Source organism: Comamonas sp. 4034, assembly GCF_050434545.1.
Lineage (GTDB): Bacteria > Pseudomonadota > Gammaproteobacteria > Burkholderiales > Burkholderiaceae_C > Comamonas > Comamonas odontotermitis.
Genome location: NZ_JBNDIT010000032.1, coordinates 1 through 24,489 on the forward strand (window position 1 = coordinate 1; position 24,489 = coordinate 24,489).

General features: G+C 60.8%; 23 protein-coding genes and 1 pseudogene. 12 read left to right on the forward strand and 12 right to left on the reverse strand.

What is annotated here, in order from left to right:
- The first annotated feature begins 189 nt into the window (after window positions 1-189).
- A complete protein-coding gene (locus tag ABIE32_RS20735) occupies window positions 190-486 on the forward strand; it encodes a hypothetical protein (protein WP_224151878.1) in 297 nt (98 codons plus the stop codon).
- An 84-nt stretch (window positions 487-570) separates the two neighbouring features.
- Here ABIE32_RS20735 and ABIE32_RS20740 read toward each other — a convergent pair whose 3' ends face one another.
- Window positions 571-993 carry a hypothetical protein gene (locus ABIE32_RS20740; protein WP_429019020.1) on the reverse strand — a complete coding sequence of 141 codons (423 nt, stop codon included), beginning with the start codon at window positions 991-993 and terminating at the stop codon, window positions 571-573.
- Window positions 994-1,133: 140 nt separating this feature from the next.
- On the opposite strand from ABIE32_RS20740, the gene ABIE32_RS20745 reads away from it, so the two are divergent.
- On the forward strand, window positions 1,134-2,012 hold the full coding sequence (locus ABIE32_RS20745) for a helix-turn-helix domain-containing protein (RefSeq protein ID WP_429019023.1): 879 nt from the start codon (window positions 1,134-1,136) through the stop codon (window positions 2,010-2,012).
- 137 nt (window positions 2,013-2,149) lie between these two features.
- On the opposite strand, the gene acnB is transcribed toward ABIE32_RS20745, so the two are convergent.
- The 5 genes from acnB to ABIE32_RS20770 all read right to left on the reverse strand — a co-directional run bounded on the left by acnB (window position 2,150) and on the right by ABIE32_RS20770 (window position 8,246).
- Window positions 2,150-4,735 (reverse strand): bifunctional aconitate hydratase 2/2-methylisocitrate dehydratase, encoded by a 2,586-nt coding sequence (gene acnB, locus ABIE32_RS20750; protein ID WP_429019026.1) that lies wholly within the window; start codon window positions 4,733-4,735, stop codon window positions 2,150-2,152.
- A gap of 69 nt (window positions 4,736-4,804) precedes the next feature.
- Window positions 4,805-5,401 (reverse strand): hypothetical protein, encoded by a 597-nt coding sequence (locus ABIE32_RS20755; RefSeq protein WP_224151875.1) that lies wholly within the window; start codon window positions 5,399-5,401, stop codon window positions 4,805-4,807.
- A 56-nt stretch (window positions 5,402-5,457) separates the two neighbouring features.
- Window positions 5,458-6,444, reverse strand: coding sequence for an HpcH/HpaI aldolase/citrate lyase family protein (locus ABIE32_RS20760; protein WP_429019029.1), 987 nt, complete (start codon window positions 6,442-6,444; stop codon window positions 5,458-5,460).
- Window positions 6,445-6,452: 8 nt separating this feature from the next.
- Window positions 6,453-7,241, reverse strand: coding sequence for a trans-aconitate 2-methyltransferase (tam, locus tag ABIE32_RS20765; protein WP_429019032.1), 789 nt, complete (start codon window positions 7,239-7,241; stop codon window positions 6,453-6,455).
- A gap of 18 nt (window positions 7,242-7,259) precedes the next feature.
- Entirely contained in the window at window positions 7,260-8,246 is a 987-nt protein-coding gene (locus ABIE32_RS20770; protein ID WP_224151872.1) for a malate dehydrogenase, read from the reverse strand.
- A 269-nt stretch (window positions 8,247-8,515) separates the two neighbouring features.
- Between ABIE32_RS20770 and ABIE32_RS20775 the strand changes: the two genes are divergently transcribed.
- The 8 genes from ABIE32_RS20775 (at window position 8,516) to ABIE32_RS20810 (ending at window position 16,568) form a co-directional block, all read left to right on the forward strand.
- Window positions 8,516-9,310, forward strand: coding sequence for a GntR family transcriptional regulator (locus ABIE32_RS20775; protein ID WP_224151871.1), 795 nt, complete (start codon window positions 8,516-8,518; stop codon window positions 9,308-9,310).
- 137 nt (window positions 9,311-9,447) lie between these two features.
- Window positions 9,448-9,882: a succinate dehydrogenase, cytochrome b556 subunit gene (gene sdhC, locus ABIE32_RS20780; RefSeq protein WP_429019036.1), complete on the forward strand. Its 435-nt coding sequence runs from the start codon at window positions 9,448-9,450 to the stop codon at window positions 9,880-9,882.
- Window positions 9,883-9,924: 42 nt separating this feature from the next.
- Window positions 9,925-10,290 (forward strand): succinate dehydrogenase, hydrophobic membrane anchor protein, encoded by a 366-nt coding sequence (gene sdhD, locus ABIE32_RS20785; protein ID WP_224151869.1) that lies wholly within the window; start codon window positions 9,925-9,927, stop codon window positions 10,288-10,290.
- Window positions 10,291-10,312: 22 nt separating this feature from the next.
- Window positions 10,313-12,118, forward strand: coding sequence for a succinate dehydrogenase flavoprotein subunit (sdhA, locus tag ABIE32_RS20790; protein ID WP_224151868.1), 1,806 nt, complete (start codon window positions 10,313-10,315; stop codon window positions 12,116-12,118).
- A 30-nt stretch (window positions 12,119-12,148) separates the two neighbouring features.
- Window positions 12,149-12,853: a succinate dehydrogenase iron-sulfur subunit gene (locus tag ABIE32_RS20795; protein WP_224151867.1), complete on the forward strand. Its 705-nt coding sequence runs from the start codon at window positions 12,149-12,151 to the stop codon at window positions 12,851-12,853.
- An 18-nt stretch (window positions 12,854-12,871) separates the two neighbouring features.
- Complete coding sequence (locus tag ABIE32_RS20800) at window positions 12,872-13,162, forward strand: succinate dehydrogenase assembly factor 2 (protein ID WP_224151866.1); 291 nt, start codon at window positions 12,872-12,874, stop codon at window positions 13,160-13,162.
- A gap of 18 nt (window positions 13,163-13,180) precedes the next feature.
- Window positions 13,181-14,491 carry a citrate synthase gene (locus ABIE32_RS20805; protein WP_224151865.1) on the forward strand — a complete coding sequence of 437 codons (1,311 nt, stop codon included), beginning with the start codon at window positions 13,181-13,183 and terminating at the stop codon, window positions 14,489-14,491.
- Between the two features lie 190 nt (window positions 14,492-14,681).
- Window positions 14,682-16,568, forward strand: coding sequence for a phosphoethanolamine transferase (locus tag ABIE32_RS20810; RefSeq protein ID WP_429019040.1), 1,887 nt, complete (start codon window positions 14,682-14,684; stop codon window positions 16,566-16,568).
- Window positions 16,569-16,618: 50 nt separating this feature from the next.
- Here the strand turns inward: ABIE32_RS20810 and ABIE32_RS20815 are convergent, their stop codons facing one another.
- A complete protein-coding gene (locus ABIE32_RS20815) occupies window positions 16,619-17,794 on the reverse strand; it encodes a PA0069 family radical SAM protein (RefSeq protein WP_429019055.1) in 1,176 nt (391 codons plus the stop codon).
- A 244-nt stretch (window positions 17,795-18,038) separates the two neighbouring features.
- Here ABIE32_RS20815 and rnk point away from each other — a divergent pair, with 244 nt between their 5' ends.
- A complete protein-coding gene (gene rnk / locus ABIE32_RS20820; RefSeq protein ID WP_224151862.1) occupies window positions 18,039-18,452 on the forward strand; it encodes a nucleoside diphosphate kinase regulator in 414 nt (137 codons plus the stop codon).
- A gap of 81 nt (window positions 18,453-18,533) precedes the next feature.
- Here the strand turns inward: rnk and ABIE32_RS20825 are convergent, their stop codons facing one another.
- Window positions 18,534-19,682 carry an acyltransferase family protein gene (locus ABIE32_RS20825; protein ID WP_429019043.1) on the reverse strand — a complete coding sequence of 383 codons (1,149 nt, stop codon included), beginning with the start codon at window positions 19,680-19,682 and terminating at the stop codon, window positions 18,534-18,536.
- A gap of 295 nt (window positions 19,683-19,977) precedes the next feature.
- On the opposite strand from ABIE32_RS20825, the gene ABIE32_RS20830 reads away from it, so the two are divergent.
- Window positions 19,978-20,562 carry a GbsR/MarR family transcriptional regulator gene (locus ABIE32_RS20830; protein WP_429019045.1) on the forward strand — a complete coding sequence of 195 codons (585 nt, stop codon included), beginning with the start codon at window positions 19,978-19,980 and terminating at the stop codon, window positions 20,560-20,562.
- A 15-nt stretch (window positions 20,563-20,577) separates the two neighbouring features.
- Here the strand turns inward: ABIE32_RS20830 and ABIE32_RS20835 are convergent, their stop codons facing one another.
- From ABIE32_RS20835 to ABIE32_RS20850, 4 genes and pseudogenes are all read right to left on the reverse strand, one after another.
- Window positions 20,578-21,102 carry a hypothetical protein gene (locus ABIE32_RS20835; RefSeq protein WP_429019048.1) on the reverse strand — a complete coding sequence of 175 codons (525 nt, stop codon included), beginning with the start codon at window positions 21,100-21,102 and terminating at the stop codon, window positions 20,578-20,580.
- A gap of 214 nt (window positions 21,103-21,316) precedes the next feature.
- Window positions 21,317-22,318 carry an NAD(P)H-dependent flavin oxidoreductase gene (locus tag ABIE32_RS20840; protein ID WP_429019050.1) on the reverse strand — a complete coding sequence of 334 codons (1,002 nt, stop codon included), beginning with the start codon at window positions 22,316-22,318 and terminating at the stop codon, window positions 21,317-21,319.
- A gap of 172 nt (window positions 22,319-22,490) precedes the next feature.
- Window positions 22,491-24,284 carry an acyl-CoA dehydrogenase gene (locus ABIE32_RS20845; RefSeq protein WP_429019053.1) on the reverse strand — a complete coding sequence of 598 codons (1,794 nt, stop codon included), beginning with the start codon at window positions 24,282-24,284 and terminating at the stop codon, window positions 22,491-22,493.
- Between the two features lie 82 nt (window positions 24,285-24,366).
- Window positions 24,367-24,489 (reverse strand): annotated as a pseudogene (locus tag ABIE32_RS20850) (electron transfer flavoprotein subunit alpha/FixB family protein); the annotation flags it as partial.

A 24,489-nucleotide genomic window follows, 5' to 3' on the forward strand; every position in this document is an offset into this window, starting at 1 on the left:
CACCGAGCTGGGCACGCCCCAAACGGTGGCCGTGGCATAACTACGTCTGGGGTTTGGGGAGACTCAGTCCCAAACCGATTTATGCAACAAGGCCCTGCGGATGCAGTGAAACAATTCGCACAAAATACCTGTACAAATAAACAGTTTCATAAGATACTCAATACTGTTTTTATATACAGATATTCATCCATGGAAACTGTCACCCTGATCGAAGCCCACCTGCAGGATTGCCAGGGCATTGAACCGGCGCTGCGCAGCAAGGCAGAAGCGCGTTTTGTCAAAGAGCTGCAGCGCCAGTTCCCTTCGGAACAAGCGCTGGTGGAGGCATGGGAAGCGTGGAGCAGCGCTGCAGAAGGCGCTGATGAGATCAACCCCGGCCAGGAGCAATTAGCCCGCAGTTGGCTCAAGGCCTTTGAGCGCGCCCGGTTTGCCGGCTTTCGCGACATCGCGGTGGAAGAAGCGTTTTTTGAAGTCAAGCTGCATTGATGCCTTGCTAGCAGGCCCGGCGTGGAGGCTGGGCTCCTGCTTCCAGCTGCCTGCGAGTCGAGTGGGGTGGCCTCTGGCGGCAGTTCAGGCAACCGCCCGCTGACTCGGCATTGCTGCCTGCCGCGTGGCGCGCAGCCCCATCCACTGCAGATCGGCCAGGGCCAGCACAACAACCGCCTGCACCGCCACCCATGCCACGCCCCAGCCGCTCAATACCAGGCTGGAGCCCAGAACCAGGGCTGCACAAGCCAGCGCCCAGCCCAGATTGCCCACGGCGACCAGCCCGACCAGCGTGCGCGGCACTGGCTGGCGCCGCGCCATCCAGCCCGCAGCCAAGGCATAGACCAGCAGAAAGAGGCCCGTCCCGGCCAGCAAGGATGGAGGCAGACCCGTCAAACGGGCGAGCGGCTGCGTAAAAGCCAGCTGGGCAATGCCTGTACCCGCACAGGACGCTGCATCGGCCCACATCACACGGGGCAAGAACCGGGGAGAAGCAAAGACGGACATGAAAGACTCCTGTTGAATGAAGAAGGTCTGCGGCCAGTCCAGTACCGGCTGCTGGGCTCCATGGTTCCCATCTGCGTGCACTGCGTCGATAACCTCGCAGGTCATGGCCCGCCCTCCCCGCTTGCCACTACGATGCAGGCATGAACACCAGCACTGCGCCCTCCTTTCATGCGACTCCTGCATCCACTGCGCCACCAGGTGCCCGCGCCCCATTTGGCGAGCACCTGCGCCACTGGCGCCAGCACCGCCGGTTGAGCCAGCAAGGCCTGGCGCTGGAAGCCGATATTTCGACCCGGCACCTGAGCTATGTGGAAACCGGCCGCGCGCAGCCCAGCCGCGAGATGGTGCTGCGTCTGGCCGAGCGCCTGTCGGTGCCGCTGCGCGAGCGCAATGCGCTGCTGGTGGCTGCGGGCTTTGCGCCCATGTACCAGGCGCGCCCGCTGGACCACCCCGATCTGGCGGCCGCACGCCAGGCCGTGGAACTGGTGCTCCAGGGCCATGAGCCCAACCCCGCGCTCGCGGTGGACCGGCACTGGAATCTGGTGGCCGCCAATGCCATCGTGCCGCTGCTGCTCGAAGGCGTTGCGCCGCACCTGCTCGAGCCCCCGGTGAATGTTCTGCGCCTGAGCCTCCACCCCGAAGGGCTGGGCCCGCGCCTGGCCAATGCCGGAGCGTGGCGCGCCCACCTGCTGCACCGCCTGCAACAACAGATTGCAGCAACGGCCGACGGCCAGTTGCAGGCCCTGCATGATGAAATCGCCGCCTACCCCTGCCAGGGCGGCGATGATGCCCTGCACGGTGCAGCCCCCGGCAGCCACATTGCCGTACCCTTCGAGCTGCATACCGCTTTGGGAAAGCTGAGCTTCATCAGCACCATCACCATCTTCGGCACGCCGGTGGATGTGACCCTGCAGGAGCTGGCGGTCGAATCCTTCTTTCCTGCGGATGCCGCAACCAAAACGGCCCTGGCGGGCATGCGTGCCGCCATGCAGGCTGCGGACGGTGCCCCCGACGCCTGATCGCCCGGGCTGCGCGGACCGAACGCAGCACGCCTGCCGGTGCAATGAAAAAACCCCGCCAGAGATCATCTGGCGGGGTTTTCTAGGGACGTGGCAAATGCAGCCCCTTGCTTCAGCAGCCATCAGGCTGCCGGGCATCAGACCTTCTCTGCGACTTCTGCGTATTCGGAGATTTCGTTGAAGTTCATGTAGCGGTACACCGAGGCCTTGTCGGCATCGATCACGCCCATTTCCTGCAGGTACTCTTCCTTGGTAGGCAGCTTGCCGATGCGCGATGCAATGGCAGCCAGCTCGGCCGAGCCCAGGAACACGTTGGTGTTCTTGCCCAGGCGGTTGGGGAAGTTGCGGGTGGAGGTGGAGATCACCGTCGCACCTTCGCGCACCTGGGCCTGGTTGCCCATGCACAGCGAGCAGCCGGGCATTTCGGTACGTGCACCAGCGGTGCCGAAGGCAGCGTAGTGGCCTTCCTTGATCAGCTCGCTCTGGTCCATCTTGGTTGGCGGTGCCACCCACAGCTTGACGGGGATGTCACGCTGGCCGCCCAGCAGCTTGGCTGCAGCGCGGAAGTGACCGATGTTGGTCATGCACGAACCGATGAAGGCTTCATCGATCTTGGTACCGGCCACTTCGGACAGGAATTTGGCGTCGTCCGGATCGTTGGGGCAGCAGACGATAGGCTCCTTGATGTCGGCCAGATCGATCTCGATCACGGCGGCGTACTCGGCGTCCTTGTCGGCTTCGAGCAGGTCGGGCTTGGCAAGCCAGGCTTCCACCTTCTCGATGCGGCGCTGCAGGGTCTTGGCGTCGGCGTAACCGTCGGCGATCATGTTCTTCATCAGAACGATGTTCGAGGTCAGGTACTCCTTGATTGGCTCGGGGTTGAGCTTGATCGTGCAGCCAGCTGCCGAGCGCTCTGCCGAGGCGTCGGACAGCTCGAATGCCTGCTCCACCTTCAGATCGGGCAGACCTTCGATTTCGAGAACCTTGCCCGAGAAGATGTTCTTCTTGCCAGCCTTGGCCACGGTCAGCAGACCTGCCTTGATGGCGTACAGAGGAATTGCGTGCACCAGATCGCGCAGCGTCACGCCGGGCTGCATTTCGCCCTTGAAGCGCACCAGCACGGATTCAGGCATGTCCAGAGGCATCACGCCGGTGGCAGCACCGAAGGCCACCAGGCCCGAGCCTGCGGGGAACGAGATGCCAATGGGGAAACGCGTGTGCGAGTCGCCGCCGGTGCCCACGGTATCGGGCAGCAGCAGGCGGTTGAGCCAGCTGTGGATCACGCCGTCACCAGGACGCAGGGCCACGCCGCCACGGTTGGAGATGAAAGCAGGCAGTTCGCGGTGGGTTTTCACGTCCACGGGCTTGGGGTAGGCTGCGGTGTGGCAGAAGGATTGCATCACCATGTCAGCCGAGAAACCCAGGCAAGCCAGGTCCTTGAGCTCATCGCGGGTCATCGGGCCGGTGGTGTCTTGCGAACCCACGGTGGTCATGCGAGGTTCGCAGTATGTACCGGGACGAATGCCCTGGCCTTCTGGCAGACCACATGCACGGCCGACCATCTTCTGCGCCAGCGTGAAGCCTGCATTGGAAGCAGCAGGGGCTTGCGGCAGGCGGAAAGCGGTGGATGCAGGCAGGCCCAGCGTCTCGCGAGCCTTGGCGGTCAGCGAACGGCCAATGATCAGGTTGATACGGCCACCGGCTTGCACTTCATCGAGCAGCACGTCGCTCTTGAGGGCGAAGTCGGCGATCTTGGCACCGTTCTTCTCGACCTTGCCTTCGTACGGGAAGACGTCGAGCACGTCGCCCATTTCCATCTTCGAGACATCGACTTCGATCGGCAGCGAGCCGGAGTCTTCCTGCGTGTTGAAGAAAATCGGCGCAATCTTGCCGCCCAGCGTCACACCACCGAAGCGCTTGTTGGGCACGAAGGGAATGTCCATGCCGGTCGCCCAGATGATGGAGTTGGTGGCCGACTTGCGGGAAGAGCCGGTGCCGACCACATCGCCCACGTAGGCAACGAGGTGGCCCTTTTTCTTCAGGTCGTCAATGAACTGCATCGGGCCGCGCTTGCCGTCTTCCTCGGGCTTGAAGGCCGCGTCGGGGCGGGTGTTCTTCAGCATCGCCAGGTAGTGCAGCGGAATGTCGGGGCGGCTCCAGGCATCGGGTGCTGGCGACAGATCGTCGGTGTTGGTTTCGCCAGGCACCTTGAATACGGTGACCGTGATCTTTTCCTCAACCTTGGGGCGCGAGGTGAACCATTCGGCATCGGCCCAGCTCTGCATCACTTCCTTCGCCTTGGCATTGCCAGCCTTGGCCTTGGTGGCGACGTCGTTGAAGTAATCGAACATCAACAAGGTCTTCTTGAGCGCATCGGCGGCCACCGTGGCGACTTCGGCATCGTCCAGCAATTCGATCAGCGGCTGCACGTTGTAGCCACCCACCATGGTGCCCAGCAATTCGGTCGCCTTGGCCTTGGAGATCAGGCCAACCTTGATGTCGCCATGCGCAACCGCTGCCAGGAAGGACGCCTTGACCTTGGCGGCATCGTCCACGCCCGGGGGCACGCGGTGGGTCAGCAAATCCAGCAGGAAAGCGTCTTCACCAGCGGGAGGGTTCTTGATCAGCTCGATCAGCTCGGCAACCTGCTTGGCATCCAAGGGCAGCGGGGGAATGCCCAGTGCGGCGCGTTCAGCCACATGGTCGCGGTAGGCTTTCAACATACTTACTCCGGTTCTCTATTTCAATGGTGGGGCGCGCCGTGCCTGCTGCATCCACGCCGCTGACAGGGATCAGCGGCCGTTGCCTTCAAACAAGGCGGCGGGGGGGTTTTTCTTGATGGCTTCAGCCACCTGGTTTTGCTCTGGGCTCATGCATTCGTCAGCCATGCGCTGGCCCAGCTTGCGGTTGATGAGCATGGATTTGTTGGCCACCTGCAGCCACATCGCGCCTGCCTTGGCATCTTCCAGACGCACCGTGCCGGTGGAGGTGGAAACAGGCGACATGTGGTACTTGAAGCCCTTGCCTTCCACAAAGAAGTAGCCGGGGTTCACCGAATCCTTGGCAATGCTGACCGAAGCACCCAGTTCGCAGCTGATGCGGCCCTGGTACACCTGCTCGGCAATGGCCAGCTCGGCTGGCGTGAGCGTCTGCTGGGTCGGAATGGCGGCGGCAGAGCCGACGGCTACTGCACCAGCAGCGCCAGCGGCAACCGCTGCACCCTTCTTGGCGGTGGATTTTTTGGCAGTCGTTTTCTTGGCAGGGGCTGCGGCCTTCTTGGCCGTAGCGGCGGCAGGCTTGGCGGGCTTCTTTTCTGCAGCCTGTGCGCCCACTTGAACCAAGGCCAGCGCAGGAGCCAGCACCAACAACGAAATCACGCGATTTTTCATAACAATAACTCCCGCGATACAACGCAAGAAACAGGGAAAGGGCTGACCGGATCTGGTTACAGCCACTCCCGCACTGTACTCGGCAAAGGGCAACCGGTTTGCGCAGCCCGCTCCAAAACTTGCCAAAAGTAACGATAACTGGCGCGATCGTGTAACACTCCATCCACACTGATGGGGGCCCACTGCGCATCGGCCGCAGCCCGCACAATGCGTGCAGCCAGTGCGACTTCTGCCTCCGTCGGCGCAAATGCCTGCAGGATCGGGCGAATCTGTGCGGGGTGAATGCTCCACATGCGCGTATAGCCAAACTCGCTGGCCGCCCTGTGGGCAGCCTGCTGCATCGCGTCAGGATTTTTAAACTCTGTTACCACACAATGCGACGGCACCTTGCCATAGGCATGGCAGGCAGCAGCAATTTCGAGCTTGGCCCGCACCACGAGCGGATGCGTGAATTGCCCCTGCACGCCCATGGCGCTGGAAGGGATCGCGCCGCCGTGTGCAGACACAAAATCCATCAGCCCGAAGCTGATGCTCTGCACGCGCGGGTGCGCTGCAATCTCAAAAGCGCGGTGCACCGCCTGCGGCGATTCGATCAGGACATGCAGTGGCACATCTGCACCGGTCGCACGCTGGAGCAGCTTTTCCGCCTGCACCACATCGTCCACCGATTCCACCTTGGGCAGCATGATGTGGCAGAGCCTGTGGCCCGCTTCGCCTGCAATCATGGCGATGTCATCGGCAAACGACGGATGATCCACCGCATGCACGCGTGCAGCCACCCGAGCCCCCGGCGCGGCGCCATTGGCCAGCGATACGACGAGCCGCGCATGTTCCTTTTCCTGCCCGACGGCAGCGCCGTCTTCACAGTCCAGGGTCACATCGAACACGCAACGGCCAAACTCGGCCGTCATCTCTGCCTGCAAGGCCAGACTTTTGCGCATGCGCTCTTCCACGCCGCTGTAGTGGTCGCACACCGGCAAACTCAGGGCGCCGCCCTGGGCGCCGAGCAGAACCTGTGCAGGATGGATGGCAGAAACGCTCATATCGGACATCAGATGGGGCGCCTGGCCACCAAAAACAAGCGAGGGAACGCCAGCAGGCGCTTGCCGTCGCTGCGCTTGCCGTAGGCCGCGTCGATGCGGCGCGTATATTCGGTCAGAAAACTGGCTTGCAGCTCGGGATTCAAAGGCTCCAGGAACGGACGCAGTCCGGTGCCACGAACCCATTGGACAATGGCCTCGGCACTGTCCATTGGGTGCTGGTATGCCGTGCGCCACACATCTACCTGCGCGCCACGGGCCAACAAATCGTAGTAGTCATTCAAGGCGAGCAAATCGGTGCGAACCGCATGCGGGTCTCCGATATGGTCTGCCCAGGGTTGCTCGGCAGCCACTGCACGCATCAGGCGGTGCGTAGGCTCTTCGCGGTTGTCCGGCATCTGGATGGCCAGCACGCCACCGGGCGCCAGCATGCCAAGCAGGCGCGGAAATAGCTGCTCATGATCCGGCACCCATTGCAGTGCAGCATTAGCAAAGATCAGGTCAGGCAGGCGGCCATTGATCTTCTCAGGCTGCCAACTGGCGATATCTGACAGTTCGAAGCGAGCATTCGCAAGACGTGCACGCGCAGCCGTGAGCATGTCCTGCGAATTGTCGACACCCAGCACCTGCGCATGCACAAAGCGCCGGGCCAGAAGTTCGGTGGAATTGCCCGGGCCGCAGCCGATGTCCACGACATACGCCGCATCATCAGCCAAGGGCACGCGCGCCAGCAGCTCGGCGGCCGGGCGCGTACGCTCGTCCTCAAAGCGGCTGTAGAGCTGGGCATTCCACTGAACCATGTCTATTGCCTCGCCAGATTACAGCAGGTGCTTGACGCCGTCCTGCTCGCCTTGCAGCTCGGCCAGGGTCTTGTTGATGCACTCTTGCGAGAAGGCATCGATTTCCAGGCCGGTCACGATCTTGTACTCACCGTTTTCGGTGGTCACAGGGAAGCCGAACACGATGCCGGCAGGGATGCCGTACTCGCCGTTGGAAGGCACGCCCATGGTGACCCACTCGCCATTGGAGCCCAGGGCCCAGTCGCGCATGTGGTCGATGGCGGCATTGGCGGCAGAGGCTGCCGACGACAGGCCGCGAGCGGCGATGATGGCAGCACCACGCTTGCCCACGGTGGGCAGGAACACGTCCTTGTTCCATTCCTGGTCGTTGATGGTTTCCTTCACGGATTTGCCGTCCACGGTGGCAAAACGGTAGTCGGCATACATCGTGGGCGAGTGGTTGCCCCAGACGGTCAGCTTGCGGATGTCGCCCACCTTGAAGCCGGCCTTGGCAGCCAGTTGCGAGGCAGCGCGGTTGTGATCCAGGCGCAGCATGGCGGTGAAGTTCTTCGCTGGCAGGTCAGGTGCCGACTTCATGGCGATGTAGGCATTGGTGTTGGCAGGGTTGCCCACCACGAGCACCTTCACGTTGCGCGAAGCCACGGCGTTCAGCGCCTTGCCTTGTGCAGTGAAGATCTGTGCATTGGCGGCCAGCAGGTCGGCACGCTCCATGCCAGGGCCGCGAGGACGGGCACCCACGAGCAGCGCGTAGTCGGTGTCCTTGAAAGCCTGCATGGGGTCGCTGTGGGCTTCGATGCCAGCCAGCAGGGGGAATGCGCAGTCTTCCAGCTCCATGATCACGCCCTTGAGCGCGTTCTGGGCCTTTTCGTCCGGGATTTCCAGCAATTGCAGGATGACTGGCTGGTCCTTGCCCAGCATTTCGCCGGAAGCGATGCGGAACAACAGGGCGTAACCGATTTGACCAGCGGCGCCGGTGACAGCGACACGTACGGGCTTCTTGCTCATGGGAAAACTCCAGAAAATAGATGAGAGGTGTCCATCCAGGCCATTACCGGTAAAACATGTCGCTTTACGGCTGGCAGCATCCCAGTTACAGGCCTGTAAACAACGTGCAAGTGTACTCTTGAACAGATCACTCAGTCAATTTGTCTTATGTCTTATATAAGATATGATTGCAGCTTCGGTTGCTACAATATGTGCATCCGAGATACGAACTGACTGGCGCCGCCCGACGAGCGGCGCACGAGAGGTTAAGCCTCCGAAGAGACAAGCGCATGACATCCTCCACCCCCAACGCAAACGACACCAGCAGCACGCCTGCGGGCGACAGCGTGGGTGGCGGCGCACCGGCATTCAGCCCGCTCTATCAGCAGATCAAGAGCCTGATCCTGCAAAGCCTGCAGGCAGGGGCCTGGAAGCCAGGGGAGATGATTCCCAGCGAAATGGAGCTGGCTGCCCGCTACCGTGTCAGCCAGGGGACCGTGCGCAAGGCCATTGACGAACTGGCTGCCGAGAATCTGCTGCTGCGCCGCCAGGGCAAGGGCACTTTTGTGGCCACCCATGCGGAGCGCAATGTGCAATACCGCTTTCTGCGGCTGCTGCCCGATGCCGGTGATCGCAACGAGGAAGGGCCCACCCAGCGCAATATCATTTCGTGCCGTACCATCAAGGGCCTGAGCGACATCTGCAAGCTGCTGCAGGTTCCCACGGGTGAATCCCTGATCCACGTGCGGCGCGTGCTTGTTCTGGCATCCACGCCCACCATTCTGGAAGACCTCTGGCTGCCCAGCAGCAACTTCAAAGGCCTGTCTGCCGAGCAGATGCGTGACTACCCCGGCGCGACCTATGCCATGTTCGAGGTGGAATACGGCGTGCGCATGGTGCGTGCCGAGGAGAAACTGCGCGCCGTGCTACCGGACGAAGCGCAGGCCCAGCTTCTGCAAGTAGACCAAGCCACCCCGCTTCTCAGTGTGGAGCGCGTGGCCTATACCTATAACGATGTTCCCATGGAATTACGACGAGGACTTTACCGCACGGACACCCACCACTACAGCAATACCCTGAGCTAGTGCGCCGGTCAAGTCATAGCGATCACCCCGGGGTTTAATGAGAAACCCTTAGACCTTCGCGCTGCATTGCAATAAAATTTTCCCGGTTTGAGCAACCCGATTACATAGCAGTTACATCCACGAAAGATATCCTCACCATGACAGATACCACGAAAAAGCGGCCAGAGTTCCGAAATATCAACCCTCTATCGGACCTCACGACCTATCGCCTGCCCGCGGCTGCCAAGCTGTCGATCCTGCACCGCGCCAGCGGTCTGATCATGTTCCTGCTGCTGCCATTCGTGATCTGGCTGCTCGATACCTCGATTTCGTCGGAATACTCTTACGCCCGATTTGCCGCCGCCTTCAACACGGGCGTCGGCATTTTTGCTGGCTGGTTCATCAAGCTGGTGGTGCTGGCACTGATCTGGGCCTACCTCCACCACTTCTGCGCCGGCCTGCGCCACATCTGGATGGATATCTCGCACAAGTCGGTCACCAAGGAATTTGGCCGCTCGTCGGCCCTCGCCTGCTTTGCGATCAGCCTGATCCTCACCGCGATCCTGGGCGCCAAGCTGTTTGGCCTGTACTGATCACCTGCGATTGCATTACCAAAGAATAGAAAGGATCTCCCCATGTCCGTCAATTACGGCTCCAAGCGTGTCGTGACAGGTGCCCACTACGGCTTGCGCGACTGGCTGGCCCAGCGCGTGACCGGCCTGCTGATGGCGCTGTTCACCGTAGCCCTGCTGGTGCAGGTACTGCTGATCAAGGGCCCCATCGGCTACGAGCAGTGGGCAGGCATCTTTGCCCACCAGTGGATGAAGTTCATCACCGTTGGCACCCTGGTGGCTCTGGCCTACCACGCCTGGGTGGGCATGCGCGAAATCTTCATGGACTACATCCAGCCTGCCGGCCTGCGCCTCGTGCTGCAGGTGTTCGTGCTGGTGTGGTTGGTTGGCTGCCTCGGCTGGGGTCTCCAGGTCCTGTGGCGTCTGTGATCCCTGCGATTGAAAGAAAACAATGAGCTATACAAAAGAGAACATCACCAAACGCAAGTTTGACGTGGTCATCGTTGGCGCAGGCGGGTCTGGCTTGCGCGCTGCACTGGAGCTGTCGAAGGCTGGCTTGTCCGTTGCTGCACTGTCCAAGGTTTTCCCCACCCGCTCGCACACCGTGGCGGCGCAGGGTGGCGTGTCCGCATCGCTGGGCAACATGTCGCCAGACAACTGGGAATGGCACTTCTACGACACCATCAAGGGCTCCGACTGGCTGGGCGACCAGGACGCCATCGAGTTCATGTGCCGTGAAGCACCCAAGGTTGTGTACGAACTTGAACACTTCGGCATGCCTTTTGACCGCAATCCCGATGGCACGATCTACCAGCGCCCATTTGGCGGCCACACGGCCAACCACGGCGAAAAGCCCGTGCAACGCGCCTGCGCCGCAGCCGACCGCACCGGCCACGCCATGCTGCACACGCTCTACCAGCAGAACGTCAAGTCCAAGACCAACTTCTTCGTGGAGTGGATGGCACTGGATCTGATCCGTGACGAATCGGGCGACGTGGTCGGCGTGACCGCGCTGGAGCTGGAAACCGGTGATCTCTATGAGCTGCACGCCAAGGCCGTGCTGCTGGCTACCGGCGGCGCTGGCCGCATCTTCCAGGCATCGACCAACGCGTTCATCAACACCGGCGACGGCCTGGGCATGGCGGCGCGCGCCGGCATTCCGCTGCAGGACATGGAGTTCTGGCAGTTCCACCCCACCGGCGTGGCTGGCGCGGGCGTGCTGCTGACCGAAGGGTGTCGCGGCGAAGGCGCCATTCTGCGCAACAGCGAAGGCGAACGCTTCATGGAGCGCTATGCGCCCACCCTGAAGGATCTGGCACCCCGCGACTTCGTCTCGCGCTCGATGGACCAGGAAATCAAGGAAGGCCGTGGCTGCGGTCCCAACAAGGACTACATCCTGCTGGACATGACCCACCTGGGAGCCGAAACCATCCACAAGCGCCTGCCGTCCGTGGAAGAGATCGGCCACAACTTTGCCAACGTGGACATCACCAAGGAGCCAATCCCCGTGGTGCCCACCATCCACTACCAGATGGGTGGCATTCCTACCAACATCAACGGCCAGGTCGTGGTGTGGGATGGCGAGAAGAACAACGTGGTCAACGGACTGTACGCCGTGGGCGAATGCTCCTGCGTGTCGGTGCACGGCGCCAACCGCCTGGGCACCAACTCGCTGCTGGACCTGCTGGTGTTCGGCAAGTCGGCCGGCAAGCACATCGTCAACTACGTCAATGGCTATGGCGAGTTCAAGGAAATGCCTGAAAACGCTTCCGACTTCTCGCTCTCGCGCCTCAACAAGCTCGACGAATCGAGCAGCGGCGAGTATGCGCAGAACGTGGCCAACGACATCCGCAACTGCATGCAGCAGCACGCAGGTGTGTTCCGCACGCAAAAGAGCATGGACGAAGGCGTCAAGAAGATTGCCGAGATCCGCGCTCGCGTGGGCGGTGTGACCTTGAAGGACAAATCCAAGGTCTGGAACACGGCCCGCATGGAAGCACTGGAAGTGGCCAACCTGATCGAAGTGGCGCAGGCCACCATGGTCTCTGCTGCTGCCCGTACCGAATGCCGTGGCGCCCACACCGTGGATGACTACGAGCATCCTGCCGACGATCCCAAGTACCCTCTGGGCCGCAATGACATCGACTGGCTCAAGCACACCCTGTGGTACAGCGATTCCAACAGCCTGGATTACAAGCCGGTCCAGCTCAAGCCTCTGACCGTGCCATCCGTACCTCCCAAGGTCCGTACGTTCTAAATCCACGCAGCCCACGAAAGAACATCCCAAATGAAGCGTACTTTCAAAATCTACCGTTACGACCCCGATAAAGACGCCAAGCCTTACATGCAGACGGTCGAGGTGGAACTCGACGGCCACGAGCGCATGCTGCTGGACGCGCTGGTCAAGCTCAAGGAGATGGATCCGTCCATCTCGTTCCGCCGCTCCTGCCGTGAAGGCGTTTGCGGCTCGGACGCCATGAACATCAACGGCAAGAATGGTCTGGCGTGCCTGACCAACATGAACACCTTGAAGGGTGAGATTGTGCTCAAGCCGCTGCCTGGCCTGCCAGTGATCCGCGACCTGATCGTGGACATGACCCAGTTCTTCAAGCAGTACCACTCGATCAAGCCCTACCTGATGGCTGACAGCTTTGTCGCCAACGACAAGGAGCGCCTGCAGTCACCCGAAGAGCGCGAAGAGCTCAATGGCCTGTATGAATGCATTCTGTGCGCCAGCTGCTCGACCAGCTGCCCTTCGTTCTGGTGGAACCCCGACAAGTTCGTGGGCCCGGCCGGTCTGCTACAGGCCTACCGCTTCATCGCGGACAGCCGCGATGACCACACCAGCGAACGCCTGGACAACCTGGAAGACCCGTACCGTCTGTTCCGTTGCCATACCATCATGAACTGCGTGGACGTGTGCCCCAAGCACCTCAATCCTACGAAGGCCATTGGCAAGATCAAGGAACTGATGGTGCGTCGCGCCGTCTAAGAACCGGGTAGAGCAAAGATGGAAAACGAACTGCTGGATGAACGTGCCCGTGATCTGCTGCGTTGGCGAAGCCGCCGCGGCCTGGTGGAGAACGACATCTTCATCGAACAGTTCTTCCACACCTATGGAGCAAGCCTGAATGTCCGCCAGGCGCAAGGGCTGACCGCTTTGATGAATCTGTCGGACAACGATCTGTTGGACTTGCTGCTCAACCGCAAGGAACCAACAGACAACCTCGACACACCTGATGTTCATGAAGTGCTGGGAATGCTGCGCAGCCGAAAACACCGCACATCCCTAGCGGACTAACTCGAGAAGGAACCAGTTATGAAACTAGCAGACAACAAAGCCACGCTATCGTTTAGCAATGGCTCAGCAAGCGTGGACCTGCCGGTCTACCAGGGCAGCATCGGCCCGGATGTGATCGACATCCGCAAGCTGTATGCCCAGACCGGCATGTTTACCTATGACCCAGGTTTCCTCTCGACGGCTGCCTGCCAGTCCGCCATCACGTACATCGATGGCGACAAGGGTGAACTGCTGTACCGTGGCTACCCTATCGAACAGCTGGCCAAGAGCTGCAACTACCTCGAAACCTGCTACCTGCTGCTGTACGGCGAATTGCCCAATGAAAAGCAGAAGGCCGACTTCGAGAACACCGTGACCCAGCACACGATGGTCAACGAGCAGATGCAGTTCTTCCTGCGCGGCTTCCGCCGTGATGCACACCCTATGGCCGTGCTGACCGGTCTGGTGGGCGGCATGTCGGCCTTCTACCATGACAGCACCGACATCAACAACCCTGAGCACCGCAACATCGCCGCGATCCGCCTGATCGCCAAGATGCCAACCCTGGTTGCCATGGCGTACAAGTATGGCGTTGGTCAGCCCTACATGTACCCCAAGAACGATCTGTCGTATGCAGGCAATTTCATGCGCATGATGTTCGGCAACCCTTGCGAGGAATACCAGGTCAACCCCGTGGTGGAACGCGCACTGGACCGCATCTTCATCCTGCACGCAGACCACGAGCAGAATGCATCGACCTCCACCGTGCGTCTGTGCGGCTCGTCGGGTACCAACCCGTTTGCCGCCATTTCCGCTGGTGTGGCATGCCTGTGGGGCCCTGCGCACGGTGGCGCCAACGAAGCCTGCCTGAACATGCTGGAACACATCCAGGCCAATGGCGGTATTGCCAAGGTGGGCGAGTTCATGGAACAGGTGAAGGACAAGAACAGCGGCGTCAAGCTGATGGGCTTTGGCCATCGCGTCTACAAGAACTATGACCCACGCGCCAAGCTGATGCAGGAAACCTGCAACGAGATCCTGGCAGAGCTGGGCCTGGAAAACGATCCGCTGTTCGCCCTGGCCAAGCAGCTGGAAAAGATTGCCCTGGAAGACGACTACTTCGTGTCGCGCAAGCTGTACCCGAACGTGGACTTCTACTCCGGCATCGTGCAGCGCGCCATCGGCATCCCTGTCAAGCTGTTCACCGGCATCTTTGCCCTGGCCCGCACCGTGGGCTGGATCGCCCAGCTCAACGAACAGATGGCAGACCCCGAGTACAAGATCGGCCGTCCTCGCCAGCTGTACACCGGCTCGGTGGTGCGCGACGTCAAGCCTATCGCACAACGCTGATCTGCCTCTGCCAGCACCTCATAACGAGGTGCACCCGCAGCACAAACCCGCCTCTGGCGGGTTTTTTCTTGACCTGTACAACACGCAGCCCCCCTACCGGGCAATAGTCTGCTCAAGGGACTGCCGAGGGTCAATTTCATATCTGTGACACATTAATGCCGCTTTAAGCTCCTCCCGCGACCATGCGCGGATGAAGTTTCTTGCCCGGCTGCTCTCTCTCGCTGGTAAATCCATTGTCCCCCCCGGCAGTGCTGCACTTCCTTCCTCCATGGCGGGCAATCCGCCCGCATTGGGTGAACTGGCATTGCGCTCCAGCCGAGGCCTCGTACAGGCTCGCCCCGTATGGTGGGTTGCGCTGGTCATCAGCCTATGGCTTGCCAGCATCGGCAATCTGGCCTTGTGGAAGGCTGTTGCAGGCATCTCCGGCCAGGGAAATACCCAGCCGTGGGGACTGGGTCTCGCCCTCGGCCTGGCCATTGCCTTCGCTTGCTGGGCCATCCTGAATCTGCTCAGTTGGGGCCGTGCATCCAAGCCGGTGATGGTGCTTCTGTGCTGGGTGACGGCGTTCGCTGCGTACTTCATGCTCAATTACGGCATCGCCATTGACGCGTCCATGCTGGTCAACGTGCTGCAAACCGATGTGCGCGAAGCACGCGATCTGCTGCACTGGAGCCTCTTTGTCACCGTAGGGGCCATCGCCATACCACCTACCTGGTGGTTGCTGCGCCAGAGTCTGCAGCCCAACACCAGTTGGCGCCCGTTGCTGCGCCAGCTCGCGTTCATGCTGCTGGCCGTGGTGGCCATGGTGCTGGTGGTTCTGGCAGGCTTTCGCCCCATCTCCTCCACCATGCGCAACCACACACAGCTGCGCTACATGATGAATCCGCTTTCCACGCTGTATGCCGCAGGCAGCCTGGGCGTGCAGCAATTCCATCGCCGTGACACCACGCTTTACCCCATTGGTCAGGATGCCAAGCTGGGCGCCAGCTACATCGGCCAGTCGCAATACCCCATCTATGTGCTGGTGGTGGGAGAAACGGGCCGTGCGGGCAACTTTGGCCTGTATGGCTATAACCGCGCGACCACGCCCCAGCTTTCTGCCCGCAATGACCTGATCGTAGCCAAGGACGCCTGGTCCTGCGGCACCAGCACTGCGGTATCGCTGCCATGCATGTTCTCGCACCTGGGGCGAGATGGTCAAAACAGCAGCAAATCCTACGAAAACCTGCTGGATGTATTGCAACGCGCTGGCCTCGCCGTGCTGTGGGTAGACAACCAGTCTGGCTGCAAGGGCGTATGCGCGCGCGTACACAATGCCGCAACCCTGCCCGCCAGCAATCAGCCATCCGCGCTCGAAAAAGCCGATGCAGGCAAAGCCATTGGCCTGAATCCACAGGAACAGGCCGCCCTTTGCAAGGACGGCGAGTGCGTCGACATGGCCCTGCTGGACGATCTGGACAATCGCATCGACGCGCTGCCTGTAGAACAACGTGCGCGCGGTGTGGTGCTGGTACTGCACCAGATGGGAAGCCACGGACCGGCATACTTCAAGCGCTCGCTTTCCCAGGACAAGAAATTTGCGCCCGAGTGCACTAATGTGGCCCTGCAATCGTGCGACCGTGAGTCGCTGGTCAACGCCTACGACAACAGCATTGTCGCGACCGATCGGATGCTGGGCGGCCTGATTGGCTGGCTGGAGCAAAAAGGCCAGCGCCAGCCCACTGCCATGATGTACGTGGCCGACCACGGCGAATCGCTGGGCGAGAACAACATCTATCTGCACGGCCTGCCCTACTCCGTCGCACCAGACGTGCAAAAGCATGTACCCTGGATCACCTGGCTGTCGCCGCTGATGCAGCAGCGCATGGGTGTCAACACGGCCTGCCTGCAGCAATCCCTGGGCAGCAGCAGGATCAGCCACGACAACTACTTTCACTCCGTGCTGGGCCTGACGGATGTGCAGACCAGCCTGCACAACGCCAAGCTGGATATATTTGCCGGTTGCGCCACTTCCGGCAGCAGCCAGGCACGCCCGGGTGTGGCGGGCATGCCAGCCCATACCGGCGCCCCCGCCTGAATATCTGCCCCAGCAGCACGGGTGGCAACTCGGTATGCACCCAACCCAGGCTAAAACAGGCTGCCTTGCTGTGGCCCGCGCTGGCCCTGCTGCCATGCAGCAAACGGAGCCCAATCCAGCGGCTCACGCTCGCGTCCGTAACCCAGCTGCTCGCAACTGCGCACAAACCGCTGGCGAACCAATTGCGCCCACAGGCCCTGGCCTTTCATGCGGGTGAGATAGTCGCTGTTGTAGCTTTTGCCGCGCGAGCGCTCCTCGTCGCTGATCTGGTGCAGGTCGCGCACACGCTCCATCACCCGCGCGGCTCTCTGTGGGTAGTGCGCCTGCAACCATTGCTGAAACACACCGTTCAGCTCCCAGGGCAGGCGCAGCACTGTATAGAAAGCGGTGGTTGCACCTGCTTCACGTGCAGCATCCAGCACCTGCTCCATGTCGTCGTTCAGAAAGGGAATGTGCGGTGCAACACTGACCCCCACGGGAATCCCAGCTTCTGCGAGGCGGCGTATGGTCTGCAGCCTTCGGCGCGGAGCGGCAGCGCGGGGCTCCAACAACCGCGCCAGTCCACCATCCAGCGTGGTGATGGTGATATAGGCCGCAGCACGCTTGTGGCTTGCGGCTTTTGCTATCAAATCAATATCGCGCTCGACACCACTGCTTTTGGTGATCACCGAGAACGGGTGGCAGGCTTCGTTCAGAACCTCGATCACCTGCCGCGTCAGCCGCCAGTCTCGCTCGATGGGCTGGTAGCAATCAGTCGCCGAGCCAATGTTGAGCGAGGCCGGCCGGTAGCGGGGATGGCCGATCTCACGCCGCAGCACCTCTGCAATATTGGTCTTGGCAAACAACTGCGTCTCGAAATCCAGCCCCGGCGATAGATTGAGGTAGCTATGGTATGGCCGCGCATAGCAATAGATGCAGCCATGCTCGCAGCCCCGGTACGGGTTGACCGAATGGTCGAAGAAGATATCTGGGGAATCGTTCTTCTGGATCGCGCTGCGTGCCCGCTCCTCGTGCACCTGGGTGCCCAGTGCCTGCGCAGCCTGCTGCCACCAGATCGCTTCGTCGTGCGAGGCATCATGCTCTTCCGCATCCATACCGACACCTTGAGCCACGGCTCCATTCCAGCCATCATCCAGCCATTCGCGCTGCTCTTTGGCAAACCGGTGCAGGGGCGCAGAGACGGCCCCGCGCCCTTTCTGAGCAGGACGGTTTGGCGCGACCGCCACAGGGGCTGGCTCCGCATCTTCGCCGGTGCGCACCCACTCCTCACCATTAAAGATGATGGGAGAGCGAGAGGAATGCTTGTTTTGCGGCACGGTATTTCATCGCTGATACTGTATATTTATACAGTATACAAAGACAAGACAGACCTGCCAATGGGACGAATTGGCCAGCTTCTATTCGCACCAATATGGTGCGAGATTGCGGATCGCCTACAGTTCGACTTTTCATCATCCGGAGGAAGTTTTGATGTCTCGCAAGCCCCATCTCATCTTGTCGTCGCTGGACGTGGATCGCCTGGAGGCATTGCTGGCACAAATGTCTGCTGCGGCTTTCCCTGGAAAAGCGGATCTGGAAGCGGAAATTGCGCGCGCTGACATCGTCGAGCCCACGGATATTCCGCCCGATGTGGTGACCATGAACTCGACTGTCACCTTCGATATGGCTGAATCAGGCAAACAGTTTCAGCTCACCCTGGTCTACCCCAAGGATCTGGATGGCAGCACCGAAAAGGTCTCGGTCTTCGCCCCCGTCGGCAGCGCACTGCTGGGCCTGTCGGTCGGAGACGAGCTGGCATGGCCGTCGGTGGGCGGTAAGAGCATGACCGTACGCGTGACCGGTATCGTCTACCAGCCGGAGCGCGCTGGCGAACTGCACCGCTGACCCTTCAGGCCACGGCAACCCAATGAAAAAGCACGCCATGGCGTGCTTTTGTTTCACATGACGGGTCACATTGACCAGCGCTTACAGCGCAAAACGGGCACTCAACAAGCTCACGACAAGGCCTGCGCCGATAAAGCCCAGCTCCCAGCGCGCCACGCCTTTGAGGCTGGGCGTACGCGCCTCCACAAAGTGATAAAGCACACGCCCCGCCAGCAGTGACAGTGCGAATGCCACGCACATGCCCAGCCAGTTGAGCCAGGGCTGTGTCGCAATCACCTGCGAAGCCACGGCATTGCACAACACCACGATAGAGAAGTGGACGAGGAACACCGAATACGAAAACTGCCCCAGCGACTGCAACCAGCGCAGCGGAGCAATATGGCCCGCCAGCCAATCGCCCACCTTGCCATCGGAAGGCACACGCATCAGCCACAGCAAAGCCACGGCACTGGCGCAGGCTACGGCAATCCGCAGGCGGAATTCGATCTCGAACGAAACGAGCCCCAGCAGGAGAAGCAACGCCGTCCATGCCCAGGGTCGGCTGCTGGACCTGCCCCAATAAGCCAGCATGCCCACGCCATAGGCGCCGATAAAGTAGACAAACCACATGTCCAGATCGCTGTTGCGATTGAGCACCCACAGTGACAGCGCGGTAAGGCCAATCACCAGGTACTGGCTGACGGACAGCCCCATCCAACGCCGCTCCCAGCCACGCGTGGCGGCAAACAGCAAGGTCACTGCGGCAAACAGCTGGAAATCGATGGCCACATACCAGACACCGGCCGACAGCGCATCTTCACCCGTGATGTCCTGCAGCATCAGGGCATTGGCAATCAGTTGGTGCCAGCTGGGCTCTCCGGGTACGGATTCATGCGCAAACCAGGGGCGTACCAAGGCGGCAATCAGCACGGCAAACAGCAGTGCAACGGAATACGGCGCCAGCAGCCGCAGCGCGCGTTTGCCGATCTTTTCCAGAGGCTGGCCAAACCGTGCAATGCCCTGGGGCGCCAGGCTCGCGGCAGCCAGGTAGCCACCCATGACCAGGAAAATCTGCACGGCAATACGGGCATAGTCCGCCAGCCAGTCGATGACACCCGGGGTGACTTGGCGAGCCACGTCGGACATCGGGCCATAGAAGGCCAGGTGATGCCACACGATGGCCGCGCAGCATGCTCCTTTGATGACGTCCAGCCACAGATTGCGATTGTTATGCGTTGTTGTAGAAGACAAGGTCGTCAGGCCGGCCGCTCACCGCTGGGGGGAAGACCGGCCCGTTCCAACCAATCGCTGCAAACGTGGATTGGAGGGGCACGCCAGGAAAGCCTTCCAGCAGTGGAGACCAACAATGGTCAAACACAGTCGCAACACTGCATAAACAGTGCTGCTCAAGGTCTAACGCCTGTTTGCGTATGCTGGTTGACGCCGCAACACACAAATTCGTCCTCTTTACATAGCAGAATCCTCACTGCGCTGGTGCTCGTCCGCAATGGATTCAGCATTTTCTGAAAAGACCGATAATCCAACCATGAAAACGCCCGAAGCTCCTCTGCCCGAACTCACCCGCCAGTTTATTTCGCATTTTGGCGAAATGGGCAGCCGCTGGGGTATCAACCGCACGGTGGGGCAGATCTATGCTTTGATCTTTCTGTCGCCTCGTCCAATCAATGCCGATGAGATTGCCGAAGGCCTGTCGTTCTCGCGCTCCAATGTCAGCATGGGGCTGAAAGAGCTGCAATCCTGGCGCCTTGTGCATATGCGCCACCTGCCTGGTGATCGGCGTGAGTATTTCGAGTCACCCAACGATGTGTGGGAGATATTCCGCACACTGGCGGAAGAGCGCCGCCGCCGAGAGATCGAGCCCACGCAATCCATGCTGCGCTCCGCCCTGCTGCAGGAAACCCATTCGGACGATGAGAAATACGCCCAGCAGCGCATGCAGGAGATGTACGACCTGATCGACCGCCTGATGACCTGGTTTGACGACGTGCAACGCCTGAACCCGGAAACCGCCATGCAGTTGATGGGCATGGGCAGCGCTGTCACCCGCGTACTGAGTCTCAAGGACCGGCTGACGGGCAAATCACCGGGCAAAAAAGAAATCAACGACTAAGAACGTGTCGACCTTCTAGGGCTGCTCAGTGCCAAGCGGCTTGGGCGCGAGAACGATGCGCAGCTTGTCCGCCTGCACTTCCATGCTGTGCACCGTGTAGCCCAGGCCTTTGAGCAGCATGCGCTGGCTGGCGGGAAGCTCATACACGGCAAGGCCGTTCAACACCTGCTCCGCCAGGCGCGGCGCATAGGTCTGGAACATGGGCTGGTACTGGGGTGGCACGCCTTGCATGTGGAGCTGTTCTACGCGGACATGCTGCATACGGATGGTGCTGTCAGCGTCGCTGTAGTACAGGCCAAAATCCAGTGCTATCTGGCCGGGATACTCGGTGTTCATCAGCTTTTCAGTCACCCAGATATCCAGCATGGTACGCAGGTTGTTGCTGCTGGCCAGCAACTGAACGGCGGGCTTTTGCAATTGAATCACCACCATGCCCTGCCACGACCGCGCCAGCGGAAACTTGGCCGCCACAGCGTTCTGCAATTGAGACTGGGTAATGCTGATGCTGCGCGCGCCCTGCGGCAGGGCGGACGATGCCACTCTCTCCACGCCTGCGGCAAAACCGGGCAATGCCGAAAACGCCAGCAGCCCACCTATACAGGCGCGGCGTGATATTGGAAAGGCAGGTAGCCTGCGTCGCTGAAACATACAAAACTTATAGCAGATGGCGCACCATTGGAGCGCACCATCTGCCAAAAGTTCTGTAATCAGCTGTACAACGGCCGAAGCGCAAGCTCGCAGGCCAGCACGGTGCTCAGGCCACAGCACTCTCACTTGCTGCAGCGGAGCGCTCGGCAGCTGCAGCACGCTCCACCAATCCATCCCGGGCAGCGAAATACTCGCGCTTGAGGCGCGCCACCAGTTCCGCTGCCGGCACCACCTGCTTGATGGCACCAATGCCCTGGCCACTGCCCCAGATGTCTTTCCAGGCCTTGCGCTCTTTGCCAAAGCTCATCGAACTTGGATCAGAAACCGGCAGGTTGTCCGGGTCCATGCCAGCCGCGCGGATCGACGGGCTCAGGTAGTTGCCATGCACGCCAGTGAACAGGTTGCTGTAGATGATGTCATCCGAATTGGAGCTGACAATCATCTGCTTGTACTCATCCACGGCACGTGCTTCGTCGGTCGCGATGAAGGCCGAGCCGATATAGGCAAAGTCTGCGCCCATGGCCTGCGCCGCCAGTACCGAGCGGCCGCTGGCAATGCTGCCCGACAGCGCCAGCGGGCCGTCGAACCATTCACGGATTTCCTGCACCAGTGCAAACGGGCTCTTGATGCCCGCGTGGCCTCCTGCACCTGCTGCCACGGCAATCAGGCCATCCGCCCCCTTGTCGATGGCCTTGTGCGCAAAGGTGTTGTTGATGATGTCGTGCAGCACCACGCCGCCCCAGCTGTGCGCTGCCTGGAACACGTCTTCGCGCGCCCCCAGCGAAGTGATGAGGATGGGCACCTTGTACTTCTCGCACAGCGCCATGTCATGCTCCAGACGCTCGTTGGTGCGGTGCACGATCTGGTTGATGGCAAACGGTGCTGCGGGACTGTCCGGATTGGCGCGGTTGTGCGCAGCCAACTCTTCGGTAATCTCTGCCAGCCAGTCTTCCAGTTGCTCAGCCGGCCGGGCATTGAGCGCAGGCATGGAGCCCACAATGCCCGCCTTGCACTGTGCAATCACCAACTTGGGATTGCTGATGATGAAAAGCGGCGAACCGATCACCGGAAACGGCACGTGTTTCAATGCGCCAGGAAGTTGGGACATGGGATCTCCTTCGATTCAAAAGGCCTTCGGGCCTGCCAACAGCCGTTTTTGCAAAAGGCCGCCTGTCATAGGTAATCGGTGTAAAAAAGCTGCTCACGCCCACCATGTTTGCGCAAGCAGCCCTCTGCTCCATGGCAATCCAGGCGGTGATCACTGGCCGCCTGCCCTGACATCAGAAGCTATCGAGCGGCAAGGCCATCACCGATGCGCCGCCATGCAGAATTTCATCACGCAATGCCGAGGTTTTTACCAAAATATGCTCGCCATAGAAACGAGCGGTTGTCACCTTGGCTTCGAGGAAGGCCTTGTCGCCGCTGCCAGCCGTCAGCAGCTCCTGCGCTGCCAGCAGGGCGCGGCCCATCTGCCAACCCGCCACCAGATTGCCCGCCAACATCACATACGGCACGCTGCCGGCAAACACGTCGTTGGGGGCCGATTTGCTGGTGCTGACGACAAAATCCACCACATCCAAAAACGCCTTGCGGGCTTTTTCCAGATTGATAGCCAGTGACCTTGCACCCTCGGTACCGCTGGCAATGAGTGCCTTCTCGGTCGCCTCGATCTGGCTGGCTATGCCCTTGGCCACCTGCCCGCCATCGCGCGCCGTCTTGCGGCCCACCAGGTCATTGGCCTGAATGGCAGTGGTGCCTTCGTAGATGGTCAGGATCTTCGAATCCCGGTAGTACTGGGCTGCCCCGGTTTCCTCGATGAAACCCATGCCGCCATGCACCTGCACGCCCAGGCTGGTCACCTCCTGGCTCATTTCGGTGCTGTAGCCCTTGATCAGCGGCACCAGAAATTCATAAAACGCCTGATTGACCTTGCGGACCTCTGCGTCGGGGTGCTGGTGCGCAGCATCAAATGATGCGGCTCCCGTCAGCGCCATCGCGCGGCAAGCTTCGGTGTAGGCGCGCATGGTCATCAACATGCGGCGGATATCCGGGTGGTGAATGATGGTGGCGCTACCCGCCACGCTGCCGTCCACCGGGCGGCTCTGCACACGCTCCTTGGCGTAGGCCACTGCATGCTGGTAGGCGCGCTCGGCAATGGCCACGCCCTCCATACCCACGGCGTAACGCGCAGCGTTCATCATGATGAACATGTATTCGAGGCCACGGTTCTCCTCGCCCACCAGGTAACCCACCGCACCGCCGTTGTCACCATACTGCAGCACGCAGGTGGGCGATGCCTTGATGCCCAGCTTGTGCTCGATGCTGACGCAGTGCACATCGTTGCGCGCCCCGAGTGATCCGTCACCATTCACCAGGAACTTGGGGCAGACAAACAGGCTGATGCCCTTGACCCCTTCGGGCGCCCCTGCCACACGGGCCAGCACCAGGTGCACGATGTTCTCTGCCATATCGTGCTCGCCGTAGGTGATGAAGATCTTGGTGCCAAAGAGCTTGTAGCTGCCATCGGCCTCCTTGTCGGCACGTGTGCGCACCAGGGCCAGATCGGAGCCAGCCTGTGGCTCGGTCAGGTTCATCGTTCCCGTCCACTGGCCGGAAACCAGCTTTTCGAGATAGGTGTTCTTGAGCGCATCGCTACCCGCAGTCAGCAGGGCTTCGATGGCGCCATCGGTCAGCAACGGGCACAGGGCAAAGCTCATGTTGGCACTGTTGAGCATTTCGACACAGGCCGCGCCAATCGTCTTGGGCAAGCCCTGGCCACCCGCATCCACGGGGTGCTGCAAGCCCTGCCAGCCCCCCTCCACATACTGCTTAAAGGCATCCTTGAAGCCGGGGGTTGTGGTGACCCTGCCGTCCTTCCAGGTGGAGGGATGCAAATCCCCTGGCACGTTGAGCGGTGCCACCACTTCTTCATTGAAGCGCGCGCACTCTTCCAGCACAGCCTGAGCGGTATCCAGGCCGGCATCCTCAAAGCCCGGAATCTGCGCCACCTGGTCGATCCTTGCCAGATGTTCGATCGCAAACAGCATGTCTTTTACGGGCGCCTTGTAGCTCATTGTCTTGTCTCCAACCATCAAATCAATCGCGTATCGCTCAAAGAAAAAGGCACCACGCCGGATGCCTTTTGTATGCGCTCTTTTACAGCTTGCCCACCATCTCGGGCACGGCCTCGAACAGGTCGGCCACCAGGCCATAGTCGGCCACGCTGAAGATCGGCGCCTCCTCGTCCTTGTTGATCGCCACGATCACCTTGGAGTCCTT

Coding starts and splice junctions, on each gene's coding strand:
- ABIE32_RS20810 (WP_429019040.1), top strand. CDS start 14,682: ATGAAGTTTCTTGCCCGGCTGCTCTCTCTCGCTGGTAAATCCATTGTC.
- ABIE32_RS20745 (WP_429019023.1), top strand. CDS start 1,134: ATGAACACCAGCACTGCGCCCTCCTTTCATGCGACTCCTGCATCCACT.
- tam (WP_429019032.1), bottom strand. CDS start 7,241: ATGGTTCAGTGGAATGCCCAGCTCTACAGCCGCTTTGAGGACGAGCGT.
- ABIE32_RS20805 (WP_224151865.1), top strand. CDS start 13,181: ATGAAACTAGCAGACAACAAAGCCACGCTATCGTTTAGCAATGGCTCA.
- ABIE32_RS20800 (WP_224151866.1), top strand. CDS start 12,872: ATGGAAAACGAACTGCTGGATGAACGTGCCCGTGATCTGCTGCGTTGG.
- ABIE32_RS20760 (WP_429019029.1), bottom strand. CDS start 6,444: ATGAGCGTTTCTGCCATCCATCCTGCACAGGTTCTGCTCGGCGCCCAG.
- ABIE32_RS20840 (WP_429019050.1), bottom strand. CDS start 22,318: ATGTCCCAACTTCCTGGCGCATTGAAACACGTGCCGTTTCCGGTGATC.
- ABIE32_RS20830 (WP_429019045.1), top strand. CDS start 19,978: ATGAAAACGCCCGAAGCTCCTCTGCCCGAACTCACCCGCCAGTTTATT.
- sdhA (WP_224151868.1), top strand. CDS start 10,313: ATGAGCTATACAAAAGAGAACATCACCAAACGCAAGTTTGACGTGGTC.
- ABIE32_RS20735 (WP_224151878.1), top strand. CDS start 190: ATGGAAACTGTCACCCTGATCGAAGCCCACCTGCAGGATTGCCAGGGC.
- ABIE32_RS20740 (WP_429019020.1), bottom strand. CDS start 993: ATGTCCGTCTTTGCTTCTCCCCGGTTCTTGCCCCGTGTGATGTGGGCC.
- ABIE32_RS20770 (WP_224151872.1), bottom strand. CDS start 8,246: ATGAGCAAGAAGCCCGTACGTGTCGCTGTCACCGGCGCCGCTGGTCAA.
- ABIE32_RS20775 (WP_224151871.1), top strand. CDS start 8,516: ATGACATCCTCCACCCCCAACGCAAACGACACCAGCAGCACGCCTGCG.
- sdhC (WP_429019036.1), top strand. CDS start 9,448: ATGACAGATACCACGAAAAAGCGGCCAGAGTTCCGAAATATCAACCCT.
- rnk (WP_224151862.1), top strand. CDS start 18,039: ATGTCTCGCAAGCCCCATCTCATCTTGTCGTCGCTGGACGTGGATCGC.
- ABIE32_RS20845 (WP_429019053.1), bottom strand. CDS start 24,284: ATGAGCTACAAGGCGCCCGTAAAAGACATGCTGTTTGCGATCGAACAT.
- ABIE32_RS20795 (WP_224151867.1), top strand. CDS start 12,149: ATGAAGCGTACTTTCAAAATCTACCGTTACGACCCCGATAAAGACGCC.
- ABIE32_RS20755 (WP_224151875.1), bottom strand. CDS start 5,401: ATGAAAAATCGCGTGATTTCGTTGTTGGTGCTGGCTCCTGCGCTGGCC.
- sdhD (WP_224151869.1), top strand. CDS start 9,925: ATGTCCGTCAATTACGGCTCCAAGCGTGTCGTGACAGGTGCCCACTAC.
- acnB (WP_429019026.1), bottom strand. CDS start 4,735: ATGTTGAAAGCCTACCGCGACCATGTGGCTGAACGCGCCGCACTGGGC.